General features: G+C 72.0%; 17 protein-coding genes. 7 read left to right on the plus strand and 10 right to left on the minus strand.

The window, feature by feature from the left end:
* Nucleotides 1–47 precede the first annotated feature (47 nt).
* Genes nirD through ACIREI_RS30745 form a run of 3 tightly spaced genes read right to left on the minus strand, consistent with a single transcriptional unit; the run spans nucleotide 48 to nucleotide 4,224 of the window.
* Nucleotides 48–401 (minus strand): nitrite reductase small subunit NirD, encoded by a 354-nt coding sequence (gene nirD, locus ACIREI_RS30735; protein WP_403339600.1) that lies wholly within the window; start codon nucleotides 399–401, stop codon nucleotides 48–50.
* Entirely contained in the window at nucleotides 398–3,013 is a 2,616-nt protein-coding gene (nirB, locus tag ACIREI_RS30740) for a nitrite reductase large subunit NirB (protein ID WP_403339603.1), read from the minus strand. The genes nirD and nirB overlap by 4 nt, the downstream gene beginning before the upstream one ends.
* The gene (locus ACIREI_RS30745; protein WP_403339606.1) at nucleotides 3,013–4,224 is read right to left on the minus strand and encodes an NAD(P)/FAD-dependent oxidoreductase; all 1,212 of its coding nucleotides are present in this window, start codon (nucleotides 4,222–4,224) and stop codon (nucleotides 3,013–3,015) included. The genes nirB and ACIREI_RS30745 overlap by 1 nt, the downstream gene beginning before the upstream one ends.
* A 248-nt stretch (nucleotides 4,225–4,472) precedes the next feature.
* Between ACIREI_RS30745 and ACIREI_RS30750 the strand changes: the two genes are divergently transcribed.
* Complete coding sequence (locus ACIREI_RS30750) at nucleotides 4,473–5,255, plus strand: sulfite exporter TauE/SafE family protein (RefSeq protein ID WP_403339609.1); 783 nt, start codon at nucleotides 4,473–4,475, stop codon at nucleotides 5,253–5,255.
* Between the two features lie 48 nt (nucleotides 5,256–5,303).
* Here ACIREI_RS30750 and ACIREI_RS30755 read toward each other — a convergent pair whose 3' ends face one another.
* A complete protein-coding gene (locus ACIREI_RS30755; protein ID WP_403339612.1) occupies nucleotides 5,304–6,242 on the minus strand; it encodes an NAD(P)-dependent oxidoreductase in 939 nt (312 codons plus the stop codon).
* Between the two features lie 98 nt (nucleotides 6,243–6,340).
* Between ACIREI_RS30755 and ACIREI_RS30760 the strand changes: the two genes are divergently transcribed.
* Nucleotides 6,341–6,742: a winged helix-turn-helix transcriptional regulator gene (locus tag ACIREI_RS30760; RefSeq protein ID WP_403339615.1), complete on the plus strand. Its 402-nt coding sequence runs from the start codon at nucleotides 6,341–6,343 to the stop codon at nucleotides 6,740–6,742.
* Here ACIREI_RS30760 and ACIREI_RS30765 read toward each other — a convergent pair.
* From ACIREI_RS30765 to ACIREI_RS30780, 4 genes are all read right to left on the minus strand, one after another.
* Nucleotides 6,680–7,354: a class F sortase gene (locus ACIREI_RS30765; protein WP_403339618.1), complete on the minus strand. Its 675-nt coding sequence runs from the start codon at nucleotides 7,352–7,354 to the stop codon at nucleotides 6,680–6,682. The two genes, ACIREI_RS30760 and ACIREI_RS30765, sit on opposite strands and share 63 nt — an antisense overlap.
* Before the next feature lie 82 nt (nucleotides 7,355–7,436).
* Nucleotides 7,437–7,955 (minus strand): hypothetical protein, encoded by a 519-nt coding sequence (locus ACIREI_RS30770; protein WP_403339621.1) that lies wholly within the window; start codon nucleotides 7,953–7,955, stop codon nucleotides 7,437–7,439.
* 294 nt (nucleotides 7,956–8,249) lie between these two features.
* Nucleotides 8,250–9,170: an aminoglycoside phosphotransferase family protein gene (locus ACIREI_RS30775; RefSeq protein ID WP_403339624.1), complete on the minus strand. Its 921-nt coding sequence runs from the start codon at nucleotides 9,168–9,170 to the stop codon at nucleotides 8,250–8,252.
* Nucleotides 9,171–9,278: 108 nt separating this feature from the next.
* Complete coding sequence (locus tag ACIREI_RS30780) at nucleotides 9,279–10,925, minus strand: M4 family metallopeptidase (RefSeq protein WP_403339626.1); 1,647 nt, start codon at nucleotides 10,923–10,925, stop codon at nucleotides 9,279–9,281.
* A gap of 110 nt (nucleotides 10,926–11,035) precedes the next feature.
* Here ACIREI_RS30780 and ACIREI_RS30785 point away from each other — a divergent pair, with 110 nt between their 5' ends.
* Complete coding sequence (locus ACIREI_RS30785) at nucleotides 11,036–11,470, plus strand: gamma-glutamylcyclotransferase family protein (protein WP_403339629.1); 435 nt, start codon at nucleotides 11,036–11,038, stop codon at nucleotides 11,468–11,470.
* A gap of 210 nt (nucleotides 11,471–11,680) precedes the next feature.
* Here ACIREI_RS30785 and ACIREI_RS30790 read toward each other — a convergent pair whose 3' ends face one another.
* A complete protein-coding gene (locus tag ACIREI_RS30790; RefSeq protein WP_403339631.1) occupies nucleotides 11,681–13,894 on the minus strand; it encodes a molybdopterin oxidoreductase family protein in 2,214 nt (737 codons plus the stop codon).
* 460 nt (nucleotides 13,895–14,354) lie between these two features.
* On the opposite strand from ACIREI_RS30790, the gene ACIREI_RS30795 reads away from it, so the two are divergent.
* The 4 genes from ACIREI_RS30795 to ACIREI_RS30810 all read left to right on the plus strand — a co-directional run bounded on the left by ACIREI_RS30795 (nucleotide 14,355) and on the right by ACIREI_RS30810 (nucleotide 19,583).
* Nucleotides 14,355–15,944 carry an amino acid adenylation domain-containing protein gene (locus ACIREI_RS30795; RefSeq protein ID WP_403339634.1) on the plus strand — a complete coding sequence of 530 codons (1,590 nt, stop codon included), beginning with the start codon at nucleotides 14,355–14,357 and terminating at the stop codon, nucleotides 15,942–15,944.
* Nucleotides 15,941–17,188: a hypothetical protein gene (locus ACIREI_RS30800; protein ID WP_403339636.1), complete on the plus strand. Its 1,248-nt coding sequence runs from the start codon at nucleotides 15,941–15,943 to the stop codon at nucleotides 17,186–17,188. The genes ACIREI_RS30795 and ACIREI_RS30800 overlap by 4 nt, the downstream gene beginning before the upstream one ends.
* A 21-nt stretch (nucleotides 17,189–17,209) precedes the next feature.
* Nucleotides 17,210–17,977: an enoyl-CoA hydratase-related protein gene (locus ACIREI_RS30805; RefSeq protein WP_403339639.1), complete on the plus strand. Its 768-nt coding sequence runs from the start codon at nucleotides 17,210–17,212 to the stop codon at nucleotides 17,975–17,977.
* 250 nt (nucleotides 17,978–18,227) lie between these two features.
* Nucleotides 18,228–19,583: a cytochrome P450 gene (locus ACIREI_RS30810; RefSeq protein ID WP_403339641.1), complete on the plus strand. Its 1,356-nt coding sequence runs from the start codon at nucleotides 18,228–18,230 to the stop codon at nucleotides 19,581–19,583.
* A 40-nt stretch (nucleotides 19,584–19,623) separates the two neighbouring features.
* Here ACIREI_RS30810 and ACIREI_RS30815 read toward each other — a convergent pair whose 3' ends face one another.
* The gene (locus ACIREI_RS30815; protein WP_403339644.1) at nucleotides 19,624–20,310 is read right to left on the minus strand and encodes a vancomycin high temperature exclusion protein; all 687 of its coding nucleotides are present in this window, start codon (nucleotides 20,308–20,310) and stop codon (nucleotides 19,624–19,626) included.
* Between the last annotated feature and the right edge of the window lie 144 nt (nucleotides 20,311–20,454).

Raw genomic sequence — 20,454 nt, forward strand, 5'->3', positions numbered from 1 at the left:
CCGATCAGGAAACTCCTCGGCAGGAACCCTACGAGGTCCGCCCGTCGCTAGCCGGCGGTGCGCACCTCGTACGCCGCGATCCGCACCGCCTCGTCGTCCAGGCACTGCCCGGACTCCAGGTCGAAGCGCTGCTTCAGCAGGGGTGAGGCGACGAACGGGCGGCCCTGGTGAGTGCCGGTCAGGCCGCGGGAGAGGACCGCCGCGCCGCCGAAGGGGTCGCGGTTGTCGATGGCGTACAGGGCGCCGTTCCGGTCGCGGAACAGGGCCACCTGGCGGCCGTCGGGGAGGAGCGCGGCCACGCCGCGGCCGGGGATCAGCCGGCTCAGGTCGCAGACCGTGAACCAGTCGTCCTCCAGCTTGAGCTGGACCTTCAGGTCGGTCGTCTCGGGTGCCAGGGTCATCGCTGGGCGCTTCCTTCCAGGACGTCTTCAGCGGGGCGCATGCCGATGGACAGCAGCGGCAGGTCGGGCTTGATCTGGTCGCGCTCGGGGATGAAGCCGACGACCGGGTCGGGGGTATCGGGGGCGTTCACGAAGGACACGAAGCGGGAGAGCTTCTCGGGGTCGTTGATGGTCGTCGCCCACTCGTCGGCGTAGTGCGCCACGTGGTCCGCCATCAGGGACTCCAGCTCCTCGCAGATGCCGAGGGAGTCCTCCACGACCACGTCCCGGACGTGGTCCAGGCCGCCGGGGATGCGCTCCAGCCAGGTGGACGTGCGCTCCAGCCGGTCCGCCGTACGGATGTAGAACATCAGGAAGCGGTCGATCAGCTTGATCAGCTCGGCGTCGGACAGGTCCTGGGCCAGCAGGTCCGCGTGGCGCGGGGTGGCGCCGCCGTTGCCGCCGACGTACAGGTTCCAGCCGTTGGCGGTGGCGATCACGCCGAAGTCCTTCGACTGGGCCTCCGCGCACTCGCGCTGGCAGCCGGAGACGGCCGACTTCAGCTTGTGCGGGGAGCGCAGGCCCCGGTAGCGCAGCTCCAGGTCGATCGCCATGCGGACCGAGTCCTGGACGCCGTAGCGGCACCAGGTCTGGCCGACGCAGGACTTCACGGTGCGCAGCGCCTTGCCGTACGCGTGGCCGGACTCGAAGCCTGCGTCCACCAACCGGGTCCAGATGAGCGGGAGTTGCTCGACACGGGCGCCGAACATGTCGATCCGCTGGCCACCCGTGATCTTCGTGTAGAGGCCGAAGTCGCGGGCGATCTCGCCGATCACGATCAGGCCCTCGGGGGTGATCTCACCGCCGGGGATGCGCGGGACGACCGAGTACGAGCCGTTCTTCTGGAGGTTGGCCAGGAAGTGGTCGTTGGAGTCCTGCAGGGAGGCCTGCTCGCCGTCCAGGACGTAGCCGCTCGCGCCGATCGTCGGGGCGAGGGAGGCGATGATGGAGCCCACCGCCGGCTTGCAGATCTCGCAGCCGTCGCCGCCCTTGGCGCCGTCGCGGCCGTAGCGGTCCAGCAGGTCCTGGTAGGTGTTGATGCGCAGGGCGAGGACGATCTCGTACAGCTCCTCGCGGGTCTGCGAGAAGCAGCCGCACAGGCCCTTGTCGACCTCGACGCCGGACGCCTCCAGCTCGGCGGTGACCAGCTGGCCGAGCACCTTGATGCAGGAGCCGCAGCCCGTACCGGCCTTGGTGCACTTCTTCACCTCGGGCACGGTCGTGCACTGGTGGTCGGTGACCGCGCCGCGGATCGTGCCCTTGGTGACGTTGTGGCAGGAGCAGATGACCGCCTCGTCAGGCAGCGCGGACGGGCCGAGCTGGGCAGGCGCCCCGGCACCGGCCGGCAGCACCAGCGACTCGGGCGAGACCGGCGGGACCGAGCCGGTGAACGCCTTCAGCGTGCCGTACGCCTCCGCGTCGCCGACCAGGATGCCGCCGAGCAGGGTGCCGTCGCGGCCGATGACCAGCTTCTTGTACAGGCCCGCGCGGGAGTCGGAGTAGACGACGTCCAGGCAGTCCTCGGCGGTGCCGTGCGCGTCACCGAAGGACGCCACGTCCACGCCGAGCAGCTTCAGCTTGGTGGACAGGTCCGCGCCGGTGAACTCCGCCTCGTCCTCGGCGATCGTCGCGGCGGCCGTCTCGGCCTGCTCGTAACCCGGGGCGACCAAGCCGTACACCCGGCCGTCGGAGGCCAGCGCGCACTCGCCGATCGCGAACACGTGCGGGTCGGAGACCGTACGGCACTGCTCGTCGACCGCGATGCCGCCGCGCTCGCCGACCGTGAGGCCGCAGTCGCGGGCCAGCTGGTCGCGGGGGCGGACACCGGCGGAGAACACCACCATGTCGGTGGCGAGTTCGGAGCCGTCGGAGAGCTTCATGCCGGTGACGGCACCGGCCTCGTCGACGACGATCTCCTGCGTGCCCACGCCCGTGTGGACGCTCAGGCCCATGTTCTCGATGGTGCGCAGCAGCGCGGTGCCGCCGCCCTCGTCGACCTGCACCGGCATCAGGCGCGGCGCGAACTCCACGATGTGGGAGGTGAGTCCGAGGCCCTTCAGCGCGCCCGCGGCCTCCAGGCCGAGCAGACCGCCGCCGACCACGGCACCCGTCTTCGCCGTCTTCGCGTACTCCTCGATGGCGAGGAGGTCCTCGATCGTGCGGTAGACGAAACAGCCCTCGGCGTCCTTGTTGGGGACCGGCGGCACGAACGGGAACGAGCCGGTGGCGAGGACGAGGGTGTCGTAGTCGAAGACCTGGCCCGACCTGGCCGTGACCTTCTTCGCCTCGCGGTCGATCGTCTCCGCCGGGTCACCGACGTACAGCTCGATGCCGTGCGTGTCGATGAACTCCATGTCCGTCATGGAGAGGTCCTCGGGCGTCTTGCCCGCGAAGTACGAGGTGAGGGCGACGCGGTCGTACGCCGGACGCGGCTCCTCGCACAGCACGACCACGCGGTGCGTGGCGGTCATGCCGCGCTCGGCGAGCGCTTCGAGGAAGCGCTGGCCGACCATGCCATGGCCGACGAGCACGATCGTGGGGGTGGCCTCCGTGGCCTCCGGGGTGGCGGTCATCAGGAGCCTCCATCGTTGGTGAGCAGGTGGAGCAGGGGGCCGTCGTCGGGGAGCGGCTCTGCTCCCTCCCAGGCGCGGGCGAGCGCGCCGACGGTGCCGAGTTCGCCGACGAGAACCCCGCCGACCAGGCGGTCGTCGCGGACGACGACCTTGCGGTAGGTGCCTCGGGTGGCGTCCGTGAGCTGGACGACGTCGTCCCCGGGGCGCGGCTCCGTCTCGCCGAACGCGGCGAGGTCGAAGGCGCTCTGACCGGGCAGCGTGAGCCGGGTCAGCGAACGGGTGCCGGTGTACCGGGCGTGGGCCCGGCCGGCCAGCGACTCGGCCAGCACCTCGGCCTGTTCGAGGGCCGGAGTGGCCAGCCCGTAGACGGTGCCGTCGTGCTGGGCGCAGTCGCCGATGGCGTGGATGTACGGGTCGGAGGTGCGCAGCTCGTCGTCGACGACGATGCCCTTGCGCACGTCCAGCCCCGCGGCCTGCGCGAGGCCCGCGCGCGGGCGCACACCGCAGGCCAGGACCACGAGGTCGGCGTCGAGGGCGTAACCGTCGGCCATCTCGACCGAGCGGACCGCGCCGCCGACACAGCGCACGTCACGTACCCGCAGGTCGGTGTGGACCTCGACACCGAGGTCCCCGAGGTGGCGCCGGACGAGCTTGGAGGCGCTCGGGTCGAGCTGGCGCTCCATGAGCCGCTCGGCCTGCTGGGCGAGGACGACCTGGGCGCCGCGCTGGGCGAGCGCGCGTGCCGCGGAGACCCCGAGGAGCCCGCCGCCGATGACGACCGCCTTCGCTCCCGGCCGGACCGCCTTGGACAGGCCCAGGCAGTCGTCCATGGTGCGGAAGGCGTGGACGCCCTCCGGCAGGACGTGGTCCGGAGTGAACAGGCCGCGCAGGGGCGGCAGCACCGGGTTCGAGCCGGTGGCCAGGACCAGTCGGTCGTATGCGATCTTCGAACCGTCCGCGCACTCGACGGTCCGCGCCTGACGGTCGATGCCGGTGACCCGGGCACGGGTGAGCTGCGCGGGCGCGGGCAGCGCGATCACGTCGGGGCTGTACCGCCCGGCCAGCACTTCGGCGAGGAGCACCCGGTTGTACGGGCGGTGCTCCTCGTCGCCGATGAGCGTGACGGGCGTGCCGAGCTCACCGAGCCGCCGGGCGAGTCGTACGCCCGCGAGGCCGGCGCCGATCACCACCACACGCGTATTCGAGGTCATGCACTTGAGCGTGCGGTGCCGGTGTTACCCGACCGCATCACGTCTGTTTCCCACGAGGAACGCTGCCCTCAGCGGGGGCGGCGGGCGAGTGTGAGGGTTCGGGGAGCGCGGTGGGGGCGGGCTGTGAGATCGGCTCCGGGAAGGGGGAGGGGCCAGGCCCTGAGGGGGAGGGGCCCGGCCCCGCCGTAACCTCAGATACTCCTCATTTACGTGGACCTCACACGCATCGGCCGCCTAGGGTCGCGATCATGCCCGAGATATCGCTGACCATGGTCGTCGTCCTGTGCCTCGCGGCCCTCGCGGCCGGCTGGATCGACGCCGTGGTCGGCGGCGGGGGCCTGCTCCTGCTCCCGGCGCTGCTGCTCGGCCTCCCCGCGAGCACGCCGGCCGCGTACGCGCTCGGCACCAACAAGGCGGTCGCGATCGTCGGCACGACGGGCGCCGCGGTGACGTACGCCCGCAAGGCGCCCGTGGACGTGCGGCTCGCCGTCCGCATCGGGCTGGCGGCCCTCGCGGGCTCCTCCGCCGGCGCCTTCTTCGCGGCCGGCATGAGCACCGAGGTGCTCAAGCCCGTGATCATGGTGGTGCTGCTCGCCGTCGCCGCCTTCGTGATCCTGCGCCCCGCCTTCGGCACCGCCCCGGCGACGGGCCCGGCCACCCGCCGCCAGGTCCTCGCCGCGATCGGCCTCGCGGGCCTGGGCATCGGCTTCTACGACGGCCTGATCGGCCCCGGCACCGGCACCTTCCTGGTCCTTGCCCTCACCGCCGTGCTCCACCTCGACCTCGTGACCGCCTCCGCCACCGCCAAGATCGTCAACTGCTGCACCAACGCCGGCGCGCTGGCCACGTTCGCCTGGCAGGGCACGGTGCTGTGGCAGCTGGCCGGGCTGATGGCTGTCTTCAATCTGGCGGGCGGCATGCTGGGGGCGCGTACGGCGCTGAAGAAGGGCAGTGGATTCGTCCGCGGGGTGCTGCTGACGGTGGTGTTCGCGCTGGTGGCGAAGCTGGCGTACGAGCAGTGGGTGGCCTAGGGCCTGGGCGGACGACGGGAATTGTCAGACAGGCCCTATCCGCAGGATCTACTCTCCGGCCCCGGCACCCCGTCGCGCATAGAGCAGTTCGACCGCGCCCGTCGTGTCCTCGTCGCCGTGCCCGGCGGCGAGCTGCCGCTCCAACAGGGCCATGTACGGCGTCAGCAGTTCCGGGCTCACGCCCTGCTCCTCGGCCGTGGCCAGCAGGGTGGCGTTGCCGGCGACCTGCATCGCGAGATTGGAGACGACGTCGGTGCCGTAGTCGCCGCTCTCCAGCTGATCGGCGGCCTTGTGCGCGGCGGGCGCCATCGCGCCGAGCCACGACACCAGCAGCGGCGCGAAGTCCTTCGGGGCGATGTCCTCCCGGCGGATCAGCGCGAAGGCGTGCAGAACGCCCGCGAACATGCCGGTCATCGCGCTCAGCAGCGCCACGTCGTGCAGCGCCGCGAAGCCCGGGTCCGCGCCGACGTACCGGGTGCCGGCGGGGACACCGAGGGTGTCGCTGTGCTCCTCGAAGAGGCCGGGCGAGCCGCTGTAGAAGACGTACGCCCCCGACTCCGCGTCCCCGATCATCGGCGGTACGGCCATGATCCCGGCGTCCAGGAAACGGGCGCCGCGCGCTTCGGCCCCGGCGGCGCGGGAGCGGCCCTGGGCGGGTGTGCCGGTGGTGAGGTTCACCAGGTCGCGGCCGGCCAGGTCGGCGCCTTCGAGGGCCGCGCCGACCGAGGCGTCGTCGAGCAGGCAGACGACGACCAGCCGGTTTGCGGCCACCGCCTCGGCGGCGCTCGCGGCGACGGTCGCGCCTTCGGCGGCCAGGGGCTCCGCCCGGGCCGGGGTGCGGTTCCAGACGGTCACCGGGTGTCCGGCGGAGAGCCAGGCGCGGGCCAGGGCGGTGCCCATGGCTCCGGTACCGAGGAGGGTCAACGGGGTCGGGGTCGAATTCGGGGTCGAATTCGAGGTCGTAGAGGCAAGTGCGTTGTCAGTCATGGCGTTTAGGCTCGTCGCAGGGGAACGGCCCGCTCAAGTACGTACTTCGGAGTGGGTGGTTACCGCCGGGAAAGCGTCCAGGCAGGGGAGGCGGTCACATGACGGTCGGACGGCGGCCGGGGGCGTACATCTGTGGCATCGACGCGGCGATGGACGTGGTCGGCGGCAAGTGGAAGGTGCTCATCCTCTGGGCGCTGAACGAGCGGCCGTGCCGCTTCGGGGAGTTGCGGCGCGAGCTGCCCGGGGTGACGGAGAAGGTGCTCGCGGCACAGCTGCGGGAGCTGGCGGCCGACGGGATCGTCCACCGGGAGGCGTACGACGAGGTGCCGCCGCGTGTGGAGTACTCGCTGACGCCGCTCGGGGCGTCGCTCAACGCGGCCCTGGGACCACTCGGGGCATGGGGCCGGCAGAACATCCTGGATGCCCGAGCGGAGCTGTCAGCGGCTGCCGGTGAGGTGCGCGAAGACGACGACGTTGCCCTGATATCCGGTCGTCCGTGAGTAACCGCCGCCGCAGGTGATCACCCGCAGCTCGGGGCGCGGCGCCGGGCCGTACACCTTCTTGTCGGGGAAGGCCTTCGCGTCGTACACCTCGACGGCGTCGACGGAGAAGAGCGCCGTGCCGCCGTCCCGGCGTTCCACCTCGATCGTGCTGCCCTTCTTCAGGGCGCCGAGGTGGTAGAAGACGGCGGGCCCTTCGGTGTTGTCGACGTGGCCGGCGACGATCGCGGTGCCCGTCTCACCGGGCGTGGTGCCGGCCTCGTACCAGCCGGCGAGGTTCTTCCGCTCGGCGGGCGGGACGTCGAGGCTGCCCGTCCTCGTCAGGCCCAGGCCCATGAGGGGAGCGTCCACGCGTATCGAGGGGATGCGGATGCGGTCGGGCGGGGACGGGGGGAGGGCGGGGGTGGCGGAGCGGGGGGCGATGGAGCGTGGGCCGGACTGCGCCGCCGACGGCTGCGGCGGCGCATGTGTCTCGGCGCCGCTGCTCAGCAGCCAGGCGCCGGAGCCCAGGGCCAGCACGGTGACGCCGGCTATGGCGGCGTTGCCGACGCTGCGGCGACTGCGGTGACTGCGCACGCGAGCCTCCTGGGACTCTCCTCGGGCCGCCCTCATCCCCCTCCGGGCCGCGAGGGGCGTCGGACCCGGAGGGGGAGGGGACGTGCGGTACCGGTGGACGGACAGCGGAGGGTGTCCGTCAGATCCCGTCGCCTCTCGCCCGGCGATGCAGGAGCCAGGTACCGCCCGCGGCGGCGACGGCGAGAGCCGCCACGCCGGCCGCGGTCTGCACGGGATCGGGGCCAAGAGCGCCACCGACCCCCGTCTTCACACTTCCTCTCGGATACACCTGTTCGGCACGCGGGGACGTCAGCGTGACCACCAGGTCCCCCGTCACCCGCCGGCCGTCCTCGGCGCAGGTCGCGACGATCTCGTACGTCCCCGGCTGCGCGCTCGGCGGCACCCGGAACTCCCCTGCCGCGTCCCGCTCGTGCGGCGCCAGCGTGAAGGAACCCGCGCCCACGGCGCTGGCGTCGCCCGCCGCCGTGACGCCGTCCCCGCAGTCGGCCGTGCGCACCGTGACCTCGTCGCCCGGCACGACCGACGCCGGGGACACCTCCAGGCCACCGCCGTCGTCGCCGTACGCGGGCGTGACGACGAGCCCCACGGCGCCGGCGGCCAGCGCGGTCCCGGTCAGCAGACGGGCGGTACGTCGCATCGATGCTCCTCCGCACTCAGCGGGGCCACGGCCCGCGACACCCCCATGTGCCGCTGCGTCGGTCGCGCCCCTGCCCTTTCGAGGAAAGGGGCAGTGGGGCGGGAGCGCTTCTCGAGGGAGCCCCGAAAACGGGGTGAATGGGTGTCGCAGGGGAGGGGCGCAATCACCATGCGGTGGTGTTTCAGCAGGTCACCGCCCTGTCCCGGGCATGTCGTGGAAGAGAGCCGATGGGCGCGGGGCCGGGGGTGTGAACGGGTGACCGCCGTCGGCGCCGGCGGTTCGGTCGCGCCTGTTCTACAGCGGACCGTGCTCGGCCAGCACCTCGCCCACGGCCCGCATCCCCACCCCCGCCAGCACCGGATTCGTCCCGTTCCCGCAGCGACCGCCGTAGTAGTGCTCCGCCATCAACCCGAAGCACAGTGCCCACCCCCGGCCCCGCGCCCACGTCGCGTCGTCGACCTCGCCCGCCGCGCGGAACACGTCACGGGTCGCGTCGTCGAAGACCGCCCAGGCCGCGAGGGTGTCGGCCGCCGGGTCTCCGACCCCGAGGCCGCCGAAGTCGATGACGGCGGTGAGGCGGCCGGCGGAGGTCAGCAGGTTGCCCGGGAGCAGGTCGCCGTGGAGCCAGACGGGGGCGGCGTCCCACTGGGGGAGGCGGAGGGTCTCCTCCCAGGCCGCTGCCGCGAGCTCGGCGTCCAGCACTCCGGCGGCGCCCAGGTCGCGGATCGCGGTCCGTACGTAGTCGTCGTGCTCACCGACCGGGCCGCCCCGCCACGACGGCGGCCCGCCCACGGCGTCCACCTTCCGCAGGGCCGCCACGAACCGGCCCAACCGCTCGGCGGCATCCCGTAGTTCGAGGATCGGCGCGTCGTAGGAGTTCTCGCCGTCCAGCCACTCGTACACCCCCCACGGCAGCCCGTACCCCGCACCGGGCGCCCCCTTCGCGAGCGGCGTCGGCACGGGGAGGGGGAGACGCGGGGCCAGCTGCGGCAGCCAGCGGTGCTCCGTGTCGACCTGACGGGCCCCGCCCGGCAGCCGCGGCAGCCGTACGACCATGTCGGCGCCCAGCCGGTACATCGCGTTGTCCGTCCCGGCGGAGGCGACCCGCGTCACCGGCAGCCCGGCCCACCGCGGGAACTGCTCCGCGACCAGCCGGGCGACCAGGGCCGCGTCGATGTCCAGCTCGTCGGCGTGCATCTTCGTGGGCGACGACATACGGCTCCGTGGCGGCTCGGGGTCGGGCGGGCGGCGGCGGAGCCGGAGCGTATCCGGCCCCAAGTCACCGCTGCCACCGCATTTCCGCCCTCGCCCGAGCCCGGTCGGTCAGCCCACGTTCACCGCGCTCCAGGCCGCCGCCACCGCGTTGTACTCCGCGCCACCGGCCCCGTACAGGTCCTTCGCCGCGCTCAGCGTCGCCGTCCGCGCCCCCGCGTAGTTCGTCGAGGACGTCATGTAGACGGTCAGCGCCCGGTACCAGATCTTGCCGAGCTTGTCCCGGCCGATCCCGCTCACCGAAGAGCCGTCGCAGGTCGGGGAGTTGTAGCTGACGCCGTTGACCGTCTTCGCACCGCTGCCCTCGGCGAGGAGGTACGCGAAGTGGTTGCCGATGCCGGAGGAGTAGTGGACGTCGAGGTCCTTCGTCGTCGTGCTCCAGCAGTCCACCGAGCTGCCGTCCTTCGACGGCTTGTCCATGTAGCGCAGGGCGTCCCGGCTGAAGCCCGACCGGACGATCTTCTCGCCGATCAGATAGTCGCCCGGATCCGAGGAGTTCGCGGCGTGGAACTCCACCAGCGTGCCGAAGATGTCCGACGTCGCCTCGTTCAGGCCGCCCGACTCGCCCGAGTACGTCAGCGCCGCGGTCTTCGACGTCACGCCGTGCGTCATCTCGTGGCCGGCCACGTCCAGCGACACCAGCGGTCCGAGCTGGGTGCCGTCACCGTCGCCGTACGTCATGCAGAAGCAACTGTCGTCCCAGAAGGCGTTGTTGTAGTTCTTGCCGTAGTGCACACGGTTGAACGACCCCTTGCCGTCACCGGCGATGCCCTTACGGCCGTGGACGTCTTCGTAGTAGTCCCACGTCACGTCCGTGCCGTACTGCGCGTCCACCGCGGCCGTCGAGCGGTCGGCCGTGGTGCCCGTGCCCCAGTGGTTGTCGGCGTCCGTGAAGACCGTCGCCGGGGCGCGCCCGAGGCAGATGGTCAGCAGGCAGGTGTCCGTCTTGTTCGCGGCGTCACCCGTGTAAGTGCCGCCGCGTGTCGCGTCCTTGAGCTGGTACGTCGATCCCGACTGCGTCGTCTCCAACGGCACTGTGCCGCCGTACAGCGACTTCCCGTCACCGGACGCCGTCTCGATGCTGTCCCACGCGTCGATCCGCGTGCCGGTCGAGGCGTCGGTCAGCACCGTGCGGGCGACCGGGTTGCCGACGGAGTCCTGGGCGACCGCGTCGGTACGCCAGGCCAGCTTCGGCGCGCCGTGCAGGGCGTCGACGACCAGCCGGGGCTTGGCCGTCAGCCGCTTCAGCGTCTCGCCGACGTTCGCCGCGCGCAGCAGCCGCGCCGCGAGGTCGGCCGCCTTCGGCGCCGAGATCCTGGGGGTCACGGTCGCCAGGGAGATCGGGCTCGTGGTCGCGCGCGAGGCGCTGCGGTACGTGCCGTCCTTCGCCAGGTGGACGACGAAGTCGCCGCCGAGGACCGGCAGTTGACGGTAGGTGCGGTCGTAGCGGACGTGCTGGGTTCCGTCCGCGTCCACGATCACGTCCCGCACGGTGGTGTCCTGCGCGGCGGTCAGGCCCAGGCTCGCCGCGCGGTCGGTGAGGACCGACGCCGCGTTCTCGAGCGCGGTGGCCCTGGTCGGACTGTCGTCCGCGCCTGCGGTGGGGGAGAGGGCGGTGGCCAGCAGGGTGGCGCCGGCGGCGGCGATGCCGGCCGTGGCGAGTCGGGAACCCCGGATGTGCGGCCGTATTCGGCTCATCGGTCTCCTTGAACTGGGCGGCGCAGAGGTTGCCCAAGATTCAAGGGGGCGTGCACATGCCATGACCAGGGTGAATACGTGCAGGTGTGTGAGGGGAGAGAATCGTTTCCGTGACCCTCTCTCCTCGACTCCCGTTCTTCGTCTACGGCACCCTGCGCCCCGGAGAGCCCAACCACGACCACTTCCTGCGCGGCCGCACCCTCACCGAGGAACCGGCACGGCTCGTCGGGGCGGTGCTGTACGACGGCCCGGGCTACCCGTACGCCGTCGAGGAACGGGGCGGCAGCGGAACGGTGTACGGCGACCTGGTCACCCCCCGCCCCGAGGAGTACCCCGCGCTCCTGGCGGCCCTCGACCGCCTGGAGGAGTACGCCCCGGACGGCCCGCGCAACCTCTACGAGCGCATCGCCCGCCAGGTGCTCCGCGACTCCGACGGAACACCGGTACAGGCCTGGGTGTACATCGCCGCCCCTGCGGTCACCGCCCGCCTGCGCGCCCACGGAAAGCTCATCGAGAGCGGCGACTGGACGAGCCGGGCGGGCTGAGGGCGGTCCCCGCGCCTGGGTGACCTTCTCAACATCACGCCACTGGTGGGGAGTTGACCCCGGCTCCGGCTCCGGCTCCGGCTCCGGCTACGGCTCCGGATCGCCGGTCCCGGCCGCGACCGACCGGGTCGTCACCCCGCCGTTGTCGGCGGGCGCGCAGTGGCCGCGGCGCCAGCCGCAATCGTCCTCGGCCACCGCGCCGTCGGCTCCCTACGGCTTCACCGCCTCCACCCGCACCGCGCAAGCCTTGAACTCCGGCATTCGGGACGTGGGGTCCAGGGCCGGGTTGGTCAGGGTGTTGGCGCGGCCCTCGCCCGGCCAGTGGAACGGCATGAAGACGGTGTCCGGGCGGATGCCGGTCGTGATGCGGGCGGGGGCGACCGCGCGGCCCCGGCGCGAGACCACGGCCACCGGATCGCCCTCGGCCGTCCCGAGCCGCGCCGCCAGCCGGGGGTGCAGTTCCACGAACGGGCCCGGCGCGGCGGCGTTCAGCTCGTCGACGCGGCGGGTCTGGGCGCCGGACTGGTACTGCGCCACGACCCGCCCGGTCGTCAGCAGGACCGGGTACTCGTCGTCGGGTTCCTCGGCGACCGGGCGGTGCGAGACGGGGGCGAAACGGGCCTTGCCGTCCGGGGTCGCGAACCGGTCGAGGAAGAGGCGGGGCGTGCCGGGATGGACGCCGGAGGCGACATCCCCGTCCTGTGCCGGGTTGTCGTCCCCGACGGTCACGGCCGGCGAGGCACCCTGAGCGCGGTCGCCCGGCGTGCCCGCCCCGAGGCCGTCGCCCGCGCCCGAGCCGTCGTCGGCTGTGGCCGGGCACGGCCAGAACACCCCGTTCTCCTCGATCAGCCGCCGGTACGTGATCCCGGAGTAGTCGGCGGGGCCGCCCGCGCTCGCCCGGCGCAGCTCCTCGAAGACCTCCTCGGGGTCGGTCGGGAACTTCTTCTCCATGCCCGGTTCCGGCCCCAGCCGGGCGGCCAGCTCGTGCATGACCTCGAGGTCGCTGCGGATCCCCTCCGGAGGAGTGATCGCGCGCCGCCGCAGCAGCACCCGGCCCTCCAGGTTGGTCGTGGTCCCCGTCTCCTCCGCCCACTGCGTGACCGGCAGGACGACATCCGCGAGCGCCGCCGTCTCCGACAGCACGACGTCGCAGACGGCCAGGAAGTCGAGGGACTTGATGCGCTCCTCGATGTGCGCGGCACGCGGCGCCGACACCACCGGGTTGGACGCCATCAGCAACAGCGCCCGGATGTCCGTACCCAGCGCGTCCAGCAGCTCATAGGCGCTGCGTCCCGGCCCGGGGAGGCTGTCCGGGTCCACGCCCCACACCGCGGCGACATGCCGTCGCGCCGCCGGGTCGTCCAGCTTGCGGTAGCCCGGCAGCTGGTCGGCCTTCTGGCCGTGCTCGCGCCCGCCCTGCCCGTTGCCCTGCCCGGTGAGGCAGCCGTAGCCGGACAGCGGACGGCCCGCCCGCCCCGTGGCCAGGCACAGGTTGATCCACGCGCCCACGGTGTCCGTGCCCTTGGACTGCTGCTCGGGCCCGCGCGCGGTCAGCACCATCGCGTTCTCCGGCTCGCAGAACAGCCTTACGGCTTCCCGGAGTTGAGGAACCGACACCCCGGTGATCCGCTCCGCGAACTCCGGCCAGTGCGCCATCGCGGCGGCCCGCGCGTCCTCCCAGCCGACCGTGCGCTCCTGGACGTACTCCTCGTCCACGCGCCCCTCGGCGACGACCAGGTGCAGCAGGCCGAGGGCCAGCGCGAGGTCGGTGCCGGGGCGGGGCATCAGGTGCAGGTCGGCCTGTTCGGCGGTCTTGGTGCGGCGCGGGTCGACGACGATGAGGGTGCCGCCGTTCTCCTTCAGCTCGTTGAAGAAGCGCAGCGACGGCGGCATCGTCTCCGCCAGGTTCGAGCCGACCAGGATGACGCAGCCCGTCTTCGGGATGTCCTCCAGCGGGAACGGCAGCCCCCGGTCGAGCCCGAACGCCTTTATCCCGGCCGCCGCCGCCGACGACATGCAGAAACGGCCGTTGTAGTCGATCTGCGAGGTGCCGAGCACGATCCTCGCGAACTTGCCGAGGCTGTACGCCTTCTCGTTCGTCAGGCCGCCTCCGCCGAAGACCCCGCACGCGTCCGGGCCATGTTCCGTACGCGTGCGTGCCAGGCCCTCGGCGATGCGGTCCAGCGCCTCGTCCCAGGTGGCGGGCACGAGCTCGCCTCCTGAGCGCACCAACGGTGAGGTCAGGCGGACGCTCGTGGCGAGCACCGCCGGAGCCGTACGGCCCTTGCCGCACAGCGCCCCCTTGTTCACCGGGAAGTCCGGGCGCTCGACCACCGCGACACCCCCGTCCTGCAGGGGCGTGAGGTTCATTCCGCACTGCAGGGCGCAGTACGGGCAGTGCGTGGGCGTCGCGGAGTTCGGCATGCCGTCCAGCGTGAGTCGGGCGTGTTACGTGCGCGACGGCTCCCTGTTACGCGGCCGGGACGGTGACCTCCCCGTCGCCGCCCGGCCGCCGTGAGGCGCACAGGCGCCCTGCTTGAGTTGCCGCGGGGTGGTGCGGAGGTTGCCGCTGTTGTGGAAGTCGCCTCGCGTGTCTTATTCCGTACCGTAGTTGGCTGATCACGCATGGTTGAGAGTTGAAGCGCCGGGACTACAGTCCCCAATAAGGCGCTGAGCGCTCCACTGTGAGTGCCGCGATGGGTTGTCTGCGGCGCCGTTGTGGCTGGTCGCGCAGTTCCTCGCGCCCCTTCAGGGCGTTGCACCCCCGCGATTATGCGCGCACGGCCGCTCAGCGCATCGCGTCTACGTACGGCGTTCGACATACCGGGCATGCCCGCACGGCAAACCGTCATCTCGAAACAGCCCGCCAGGAGGTCCCCCGACCATGCCCCTGCGCCCTCCAGGCCCCCTGGGCCGCCTCGCCCCCCGCGAGCAGCACCTCTTCTGGCAGTACGGCCGCGGCCCCACCGTCGACGTCCCCGACCCGCTCGTCCACCGTGCCGTGGAACGGCAGGCCGCGGCCGCCCCGTACGCCATCGCCGCCGAACACCTGGGCGACCGGATCACCTACGGCGAGCTCGACCGCCGCGCCGACGCCCTCGCCGCCCGCCTGTCCCGTGAGGGCGTACGCCCCGGTGACCACGTCGGACTCTTCGTGCGCCGCTCGATCCCGATGCTCGTCGGCCTGCTCGGCATCCTGAAGGCGGGCGCCGCCTATGTCCCCCAGGACATCGGTCAGGCACCCCCGCACCAGCTCGCCCACGTCATCCGCAGCGCCCGCACCCGCGTCGTCCTCACGGCCGCCGAGCACGCCCACCGGGTGCCGCTGCCCGACGGCCACCTGATGATCACGCTGGACGAGCCACAGCCGTACGTCCCGAAACCTCACCCCCCGAAACCTCACCCCCCGGAACCCCGCATCCCGGAACCCCGTACTCCGATACGCCCCGACGACGGCTGCTACGTCCTCTTCACCTCCGGCACCACCGGCCGCCCCAACGGCGTGAAGGTCACCCACCGCAACGTCGCCAACATCCTCCTCACCGAACCCGGCGGCCTCGGCATCCGCCCCGGCGACCGCGTGGCCCAGCTCCTCAACGTCGCCTTCGACATGGCCGCCTGGGAGATCCTCGGCTGCCTCACCCACGGCGGCACCCTCGTCATCCGCGGCAAGGACGTCGCCGCGGCGGCCCGCACGGCCGACGTGCTGATCGCGACCCCGACCGTGCTGTCCGGCATCGACCCGGCGACCTGCCCGCGCGTCCACACGGTCGCCGTCGCCGGAGAGCCTTGCCCCCGCCCGCTCGCCGACCGGTGGGCCCGGCACGCCGCCTTCCACAACTGCTGCGGCCCGACCGAGACGACCATCGTCAACACCATGCACCTGCATCGCCCGTCCGACCCGCTGCTCACCATCGGCCGCCCGACCCCCAACAACACGGTCTACGTCCTCGACACCGACCGCCGCCCGCTGCCCATCGGCGAGGTGGGGGAGATGTGGGCGGGCGGCGACTGCGTCTCGGCCGGCTACCTGGACAACGACGCCCTGAACGCGGAGCGCTACGCCCCGGACCCCTTCCTCGGCGCCGGCCGCCGCATGTTCCGCACGCGTGACCTCGGCCGCTGGACTCCCGACGGCGAACTGGAACACCTCGGCCGCACCGACGACCAGGTCAAGGTGCGCGGCTTCCGGGTCGAGCTCGACTCCGTCTCCTCCGTGCTGGAGTCGGTCGAGGGCTGTGTGCGCGCGGTGACCTTGAAGCGGGACGCGCGGACCCTGGTGTCCTTCGTCTGCCCCGCGGACGTCGACCCGGACGGTGCCCGCCGCGCGGTGGCGGAGGCACTGCCGTACTACTGCGTGCCCGAGAGTGTCATGCCCCTGACATCCATGCCGGAGACAGACCGCGGCAAGATCGACAAACAGGCGCTGCTGCGGATGGCGGAGGAGCGGACGCTTCAGGGGGCGGCCCGATGACCACGTCCCTCAACCGTCAGGCCGTCGATCTGCCGCCGCTGATCCCGGGCCCGCGCCGCCTGCTCAAGCATCCGCGCCTGATGCACTACAACCGCCTGGCGGCTCTGGTACTCACCGCCAACCTGGCGTTCCTGTGGGCGGGTTGGCCCCTGTCGACACCGACCCTGGGGCACGCGGCACTGGCGAACCTCGCCCTCGCCGTCCTCGTGCGCCAGCAGTACGTCATCAACCTCCTCTTCAGGCTGGCCACTTGGGCGCCGACCACCTGGCCGCTGAAGGTCCGCTGGACGCTGGGCAAGGTGTACCACTTCGGCGGACTGCACGTGGGCGGGGCGCTGGCGGGCGCGGCGTGGTTCCTGGCGCTGGCCTTCATGACGACCGACCCGGCACTCCTGGCCGTGAGCTGGAGCCTGATCACCCTTCTCGCGCTCGTCATCGGCACCGCCCTGCCCCCCTTCCGCTCCCGCCACCACGACCACTTCGAGAAGATCCACCGCTTCGGCGGCTGGACGGCCCTGATCCTGTTCTGGGCGCACACCCTGCTGTCGTCGTCCGGCCCTGTCGCGCTCATGGTGCTCGCGCTCGTCACCTTCAGCGTCGCCCTGCCCTGGTTACGGCTGCGCAAGGTGGACGTACGTCTGGAACGCCCCTCCCGGCACGTCGTACTGGCCCGCTTCGACCACGGCGAGACCCCCTTCGCGGGCTCCTCGACCGCGATCAGCCGCAGCCCGCTGAAGGAGTGGCACTCCTTCGCCAACGTCCCCGCACCCGGCGAGCCCGGCTTCCGGCTCACCATCTCGCGCGCCGGGGACTGGACGGGCGCCTTCATCGACGACCTGCCCGCCCGGGTCTGGGTCAAGGGCATCACGACGGCCGGAGTCGCCAACATAGAGACCCTGTTCAAGAAGGTGGTCTACGTCGCCACCGGCAGCGGCATCGGCCCCTGCCTGCCCCACCTCCTCGCCGCCGAGGTTCCCTCCCGCCTGGTCTGGGCGACCCGCGACCCCCGCACCACCTACGGCGACGCGCTGGTCGACGAGATCCTCGCCGTGCAGCCGCACGCCCTGGTGTGGGACACCTCCCGGCGCGGCAAGCCCGACATGGTCCGGCTCGCCTACGAGGCGTACCGCGACTTCGGAGCCGAGGCCGTCATCTGCATCTCCAACAAGAAGCTCACCTGGCAGGTGGTGCACGGCCTGGAGCGACGCGGCATTCCGGCGTACGGCGCGATCTGGGACTCGTAACTCGACGCAGAGGAGCGGATGATGAACAACCTCAAGATCGAACGCGACGGCGCCGTGGTGACCGTACGTCTGCACCGCCCGCACGTGCTCAACGCCCTCAGCGGCGACCTGCTGGCCGAACTCCTCGATGCCCTGCGCCCGTTGGACCGGGACCCCGAGGTGGGCTGCTTCGTCCTCACCGGTTCGGAGAAGGTGTTCGCGGCCGGCGCCGACATCAGGGAGATGGCGGGGAAGACGGCCGCGGAGATGGCGGCCGAGGACTACTTCGGGACGTGGGAGGGCTTCACGACGCTCCGCACCCCGAAGATCGCCGCCGTCAACGGCTATGCGCTCGGCGGCGGTTGCGAGCTGGCGATGATGTGCGACCTCGTCATCGCGGGGGAGTCGGCGGTCTTCGGCCAGCCGGAGATCAAGCTCGGCGTCATCCCCGGCATCGGCGGCACCCAACGCCTGACCCGCCTCGTCGGCCGGGCGAAGGCGATGGACCTGATCCTCACCGGCCGCACGATGGACGCCCGCGAGGCCGACAGCTGCGGTCTCGTCTCCCGAGTCGTCCCGGACGACCAGGTCCTGCCGGAGGCCCGGGAGGCGGCGGCGACCATCGCCTCGTACGGCCGGGCGGCGGCCACGGCGGCCCGCGAGTGCGTCGACCAGGCTCTGGAGACCGGTCTGCGCGACGGCCTCCTCTTCGAACGCCGCGTCTTCCACGCCCTGTTCGCGACCGATGACCAGAAGGAGGGCATGACCGCGTTCCTGGAGAAACGGCCGCCCGTCTTCAAGGGGCGCTGAGGCCCCGCCGCGCCACAGCCACCCGGCCTCGACATCAAGGCGATCGAGGCCGCGGCGGCGATCCGGCGCGCCTGTGCGCGCCGCGAGGCCGAGCGGCAGCCGGGGCGGCGGCCACCCGATGCCTCCGGCGCGCCTGATGCCCGGGCCCACACGGCCGTATCACCACTTGTCCCTCACACGTGGCGCAGGACACGTTCCGTTGGGGAAAAGTCAGGGAAGAAATAGGGGCGCCTCAGACCGCCGCGAAAGGATGACCGTGACCACGCCGACTGCGCCTCCCCCCATACCCCGGGCTGCAGGATCGTTTCCGCTCATTGGCCACGCTCTGAAGATGCGCGACAACCTCGGGTTCATCGCCTCGCTGCGAGAGACGGGGGAGCCTCTGATCGAGATCGTTCTGCACCCCGGGATGCGGACCGTGGTGGTGCAGGATCCGCCCCTGATCCACCAGATGCTGAAGGCTCTCGGCCCGAGCCTGGACAAGGGACGGCTCTACGACAAGATGGGCCAGGTGCTGGGCGACAGCGTGGTCACCGCCGTCGGCCGCACGCACGTACGCAAGCGCCGCCAGCTCCAGCCGGCCTTCGCCCACACCGAGATCACCCGCTACATCGACATCATGCGCGCCGAGGTGACGGCCGCCGTCGGCGCCTGGAAGCCCGGCGAGACGGTCGACGTCCACAAGGCGATGGTCCAGCTCAGCCTCAACATGCTCGCGAAGACCGTGTTCGCGGGCAGCCTCGACGAGGCCACCTTCCGTCAGTTGCGCGGCGACCTGTCGGTGGTGATGAACGGCATCGGCGCCCGCGTCATGCTGCCCGACTGGGTCGAGCGGCTGCCGCTCCCCTTCAACCGCCGCTTCGACCGGGCCCGAGCCGACATACGTGCCACCATCAACAGCGCCGTCGAGGAACTGAAGGCCTCCGGGCACGACACCGGGGACATGCTGTCCATGCTGCTGCGCGCCGTCGACGAGGAGACCGGCCGGCCGCTGACCGGGGATCAGATCTGTTCCGAGATCCTCACCCTGGCCGTCGCCGGCACCGAGACCACCGCTCTGGTGCTGTCCTGGACCCTGTACGAACTCGACCGCCACCCGGAGATCGAGGCCTGCGCCCTGGCCGAGCTGGACGAGGTCGTCGGCGACCGGCCGGTCGCCTTCGACGACCTGACCCGCCTGCCTTACCTGAACCAGGTGATCACCGAGACCCTGAGGCTGCACCACCCGGGTTGGCTCGTCACGCGCCGCACGATCACCGAGACCCGGCTCGGCGAGTGGACCCTGCCCGCCGACACCGAGCTGGCCTACTGCCAGCACGCCCTGCACCGTGATCCCGAGCTCTATCCCGAGCCGCTCGCCTTCGACCCGGAACGGTGGCGGGACGGTGCCCAGGAGCCCCGGCCGGGCGCGTTCCTGCCCTTCGGGGACGGCAAGCACAAGTGCATGGGAGACCGCTTGGCCCTCGCCGAAATGGTCACGGCGCTCGCGACGATCCTGCGGGCGGTACGGCTGGAACTGGCGGAGGGGCAGACCGTCCGACCCGTGGCCCGGACCACCGTACGGCCCCGCACTCTGCAGATGACGGTCCACCCCCGCAACGGATGACCACCGGCCAGGGGCGGTCTCCCGAACGGGAAGTGCCCCCCTACCGTTCCGTGGCGAGCGCCCGGTCCACCCCGGGTTCCTTCCGCCCGAGGAACCGGGGGTCCGGCTCGAAGACGGCGTCCAGGGCCGCCTTGCCCGCCGCGAAGATCTCCCGGGTGCCGCCGTAGTACCAGGTCGCGTCGTGCTTGGCGTCGACCCCGACGCCGTACGACGCCACTCCGGCCTCCTGGCACAGCGCGACCGCGCGCCGGATGTGGAAGCCCTGGCTGATCAGCACCGCCTCGTCGACGCCGAAGATCTTCTTGGCGCGGACACAGGAGTCCCAGGTGTCGAAGCCGGCGTAGTCGCTGACGATGCGCGTGCCGGGCACGCCGTGCCTGGTCAGATACGTGCGCATGGCGTCGGGCTCGTCGTAGTCCGCGCGGCTGTTGTCGCCGGTGACGAGGACGACCTCGACACGGCCCGCACGGTACAGCTCGGCCGCCGCGTCGAGCCGGTGCGCGAGGTACGGCGACGGCTCGCCCTCCCACAGACCGGCACCGAAGACGACGGCGACGTCGGTACGCGGCACGTCGGCCGTCGTGCGCAGCCGGTCCCCCGTCACGACGTACATCCAGGTGGCCGGAAGCAGCGCCAGCACGCACCCGGCCATCACGGCCTGCACCAGCCGCCGCTGCCCCGCACGGGTGCGCGGCAGTCGTGGTCGGGGCAGCCTCGGTCTGCGCATCTGGTCGGTCCCTCCCCGGTCGCCTGACCGCCTCTTCTCGACAGTCAGGGACGTCCTGTCACCCTCCGTGGTTCACCCCAGCCAACGTGACCAGGTTCACTTCACCCTCGAATACGCAGGTCACGCCACCTCACAGCGCCCTGG

It is taken from the genome of Streptomyces sp. NPDC093591 (assembly GCF_044764885.1).
Lineage (GTDB): Bacteria > Actinomycetota > Actinomycetes > Streptomycetales > Streptomycetaceae > Streptomyces.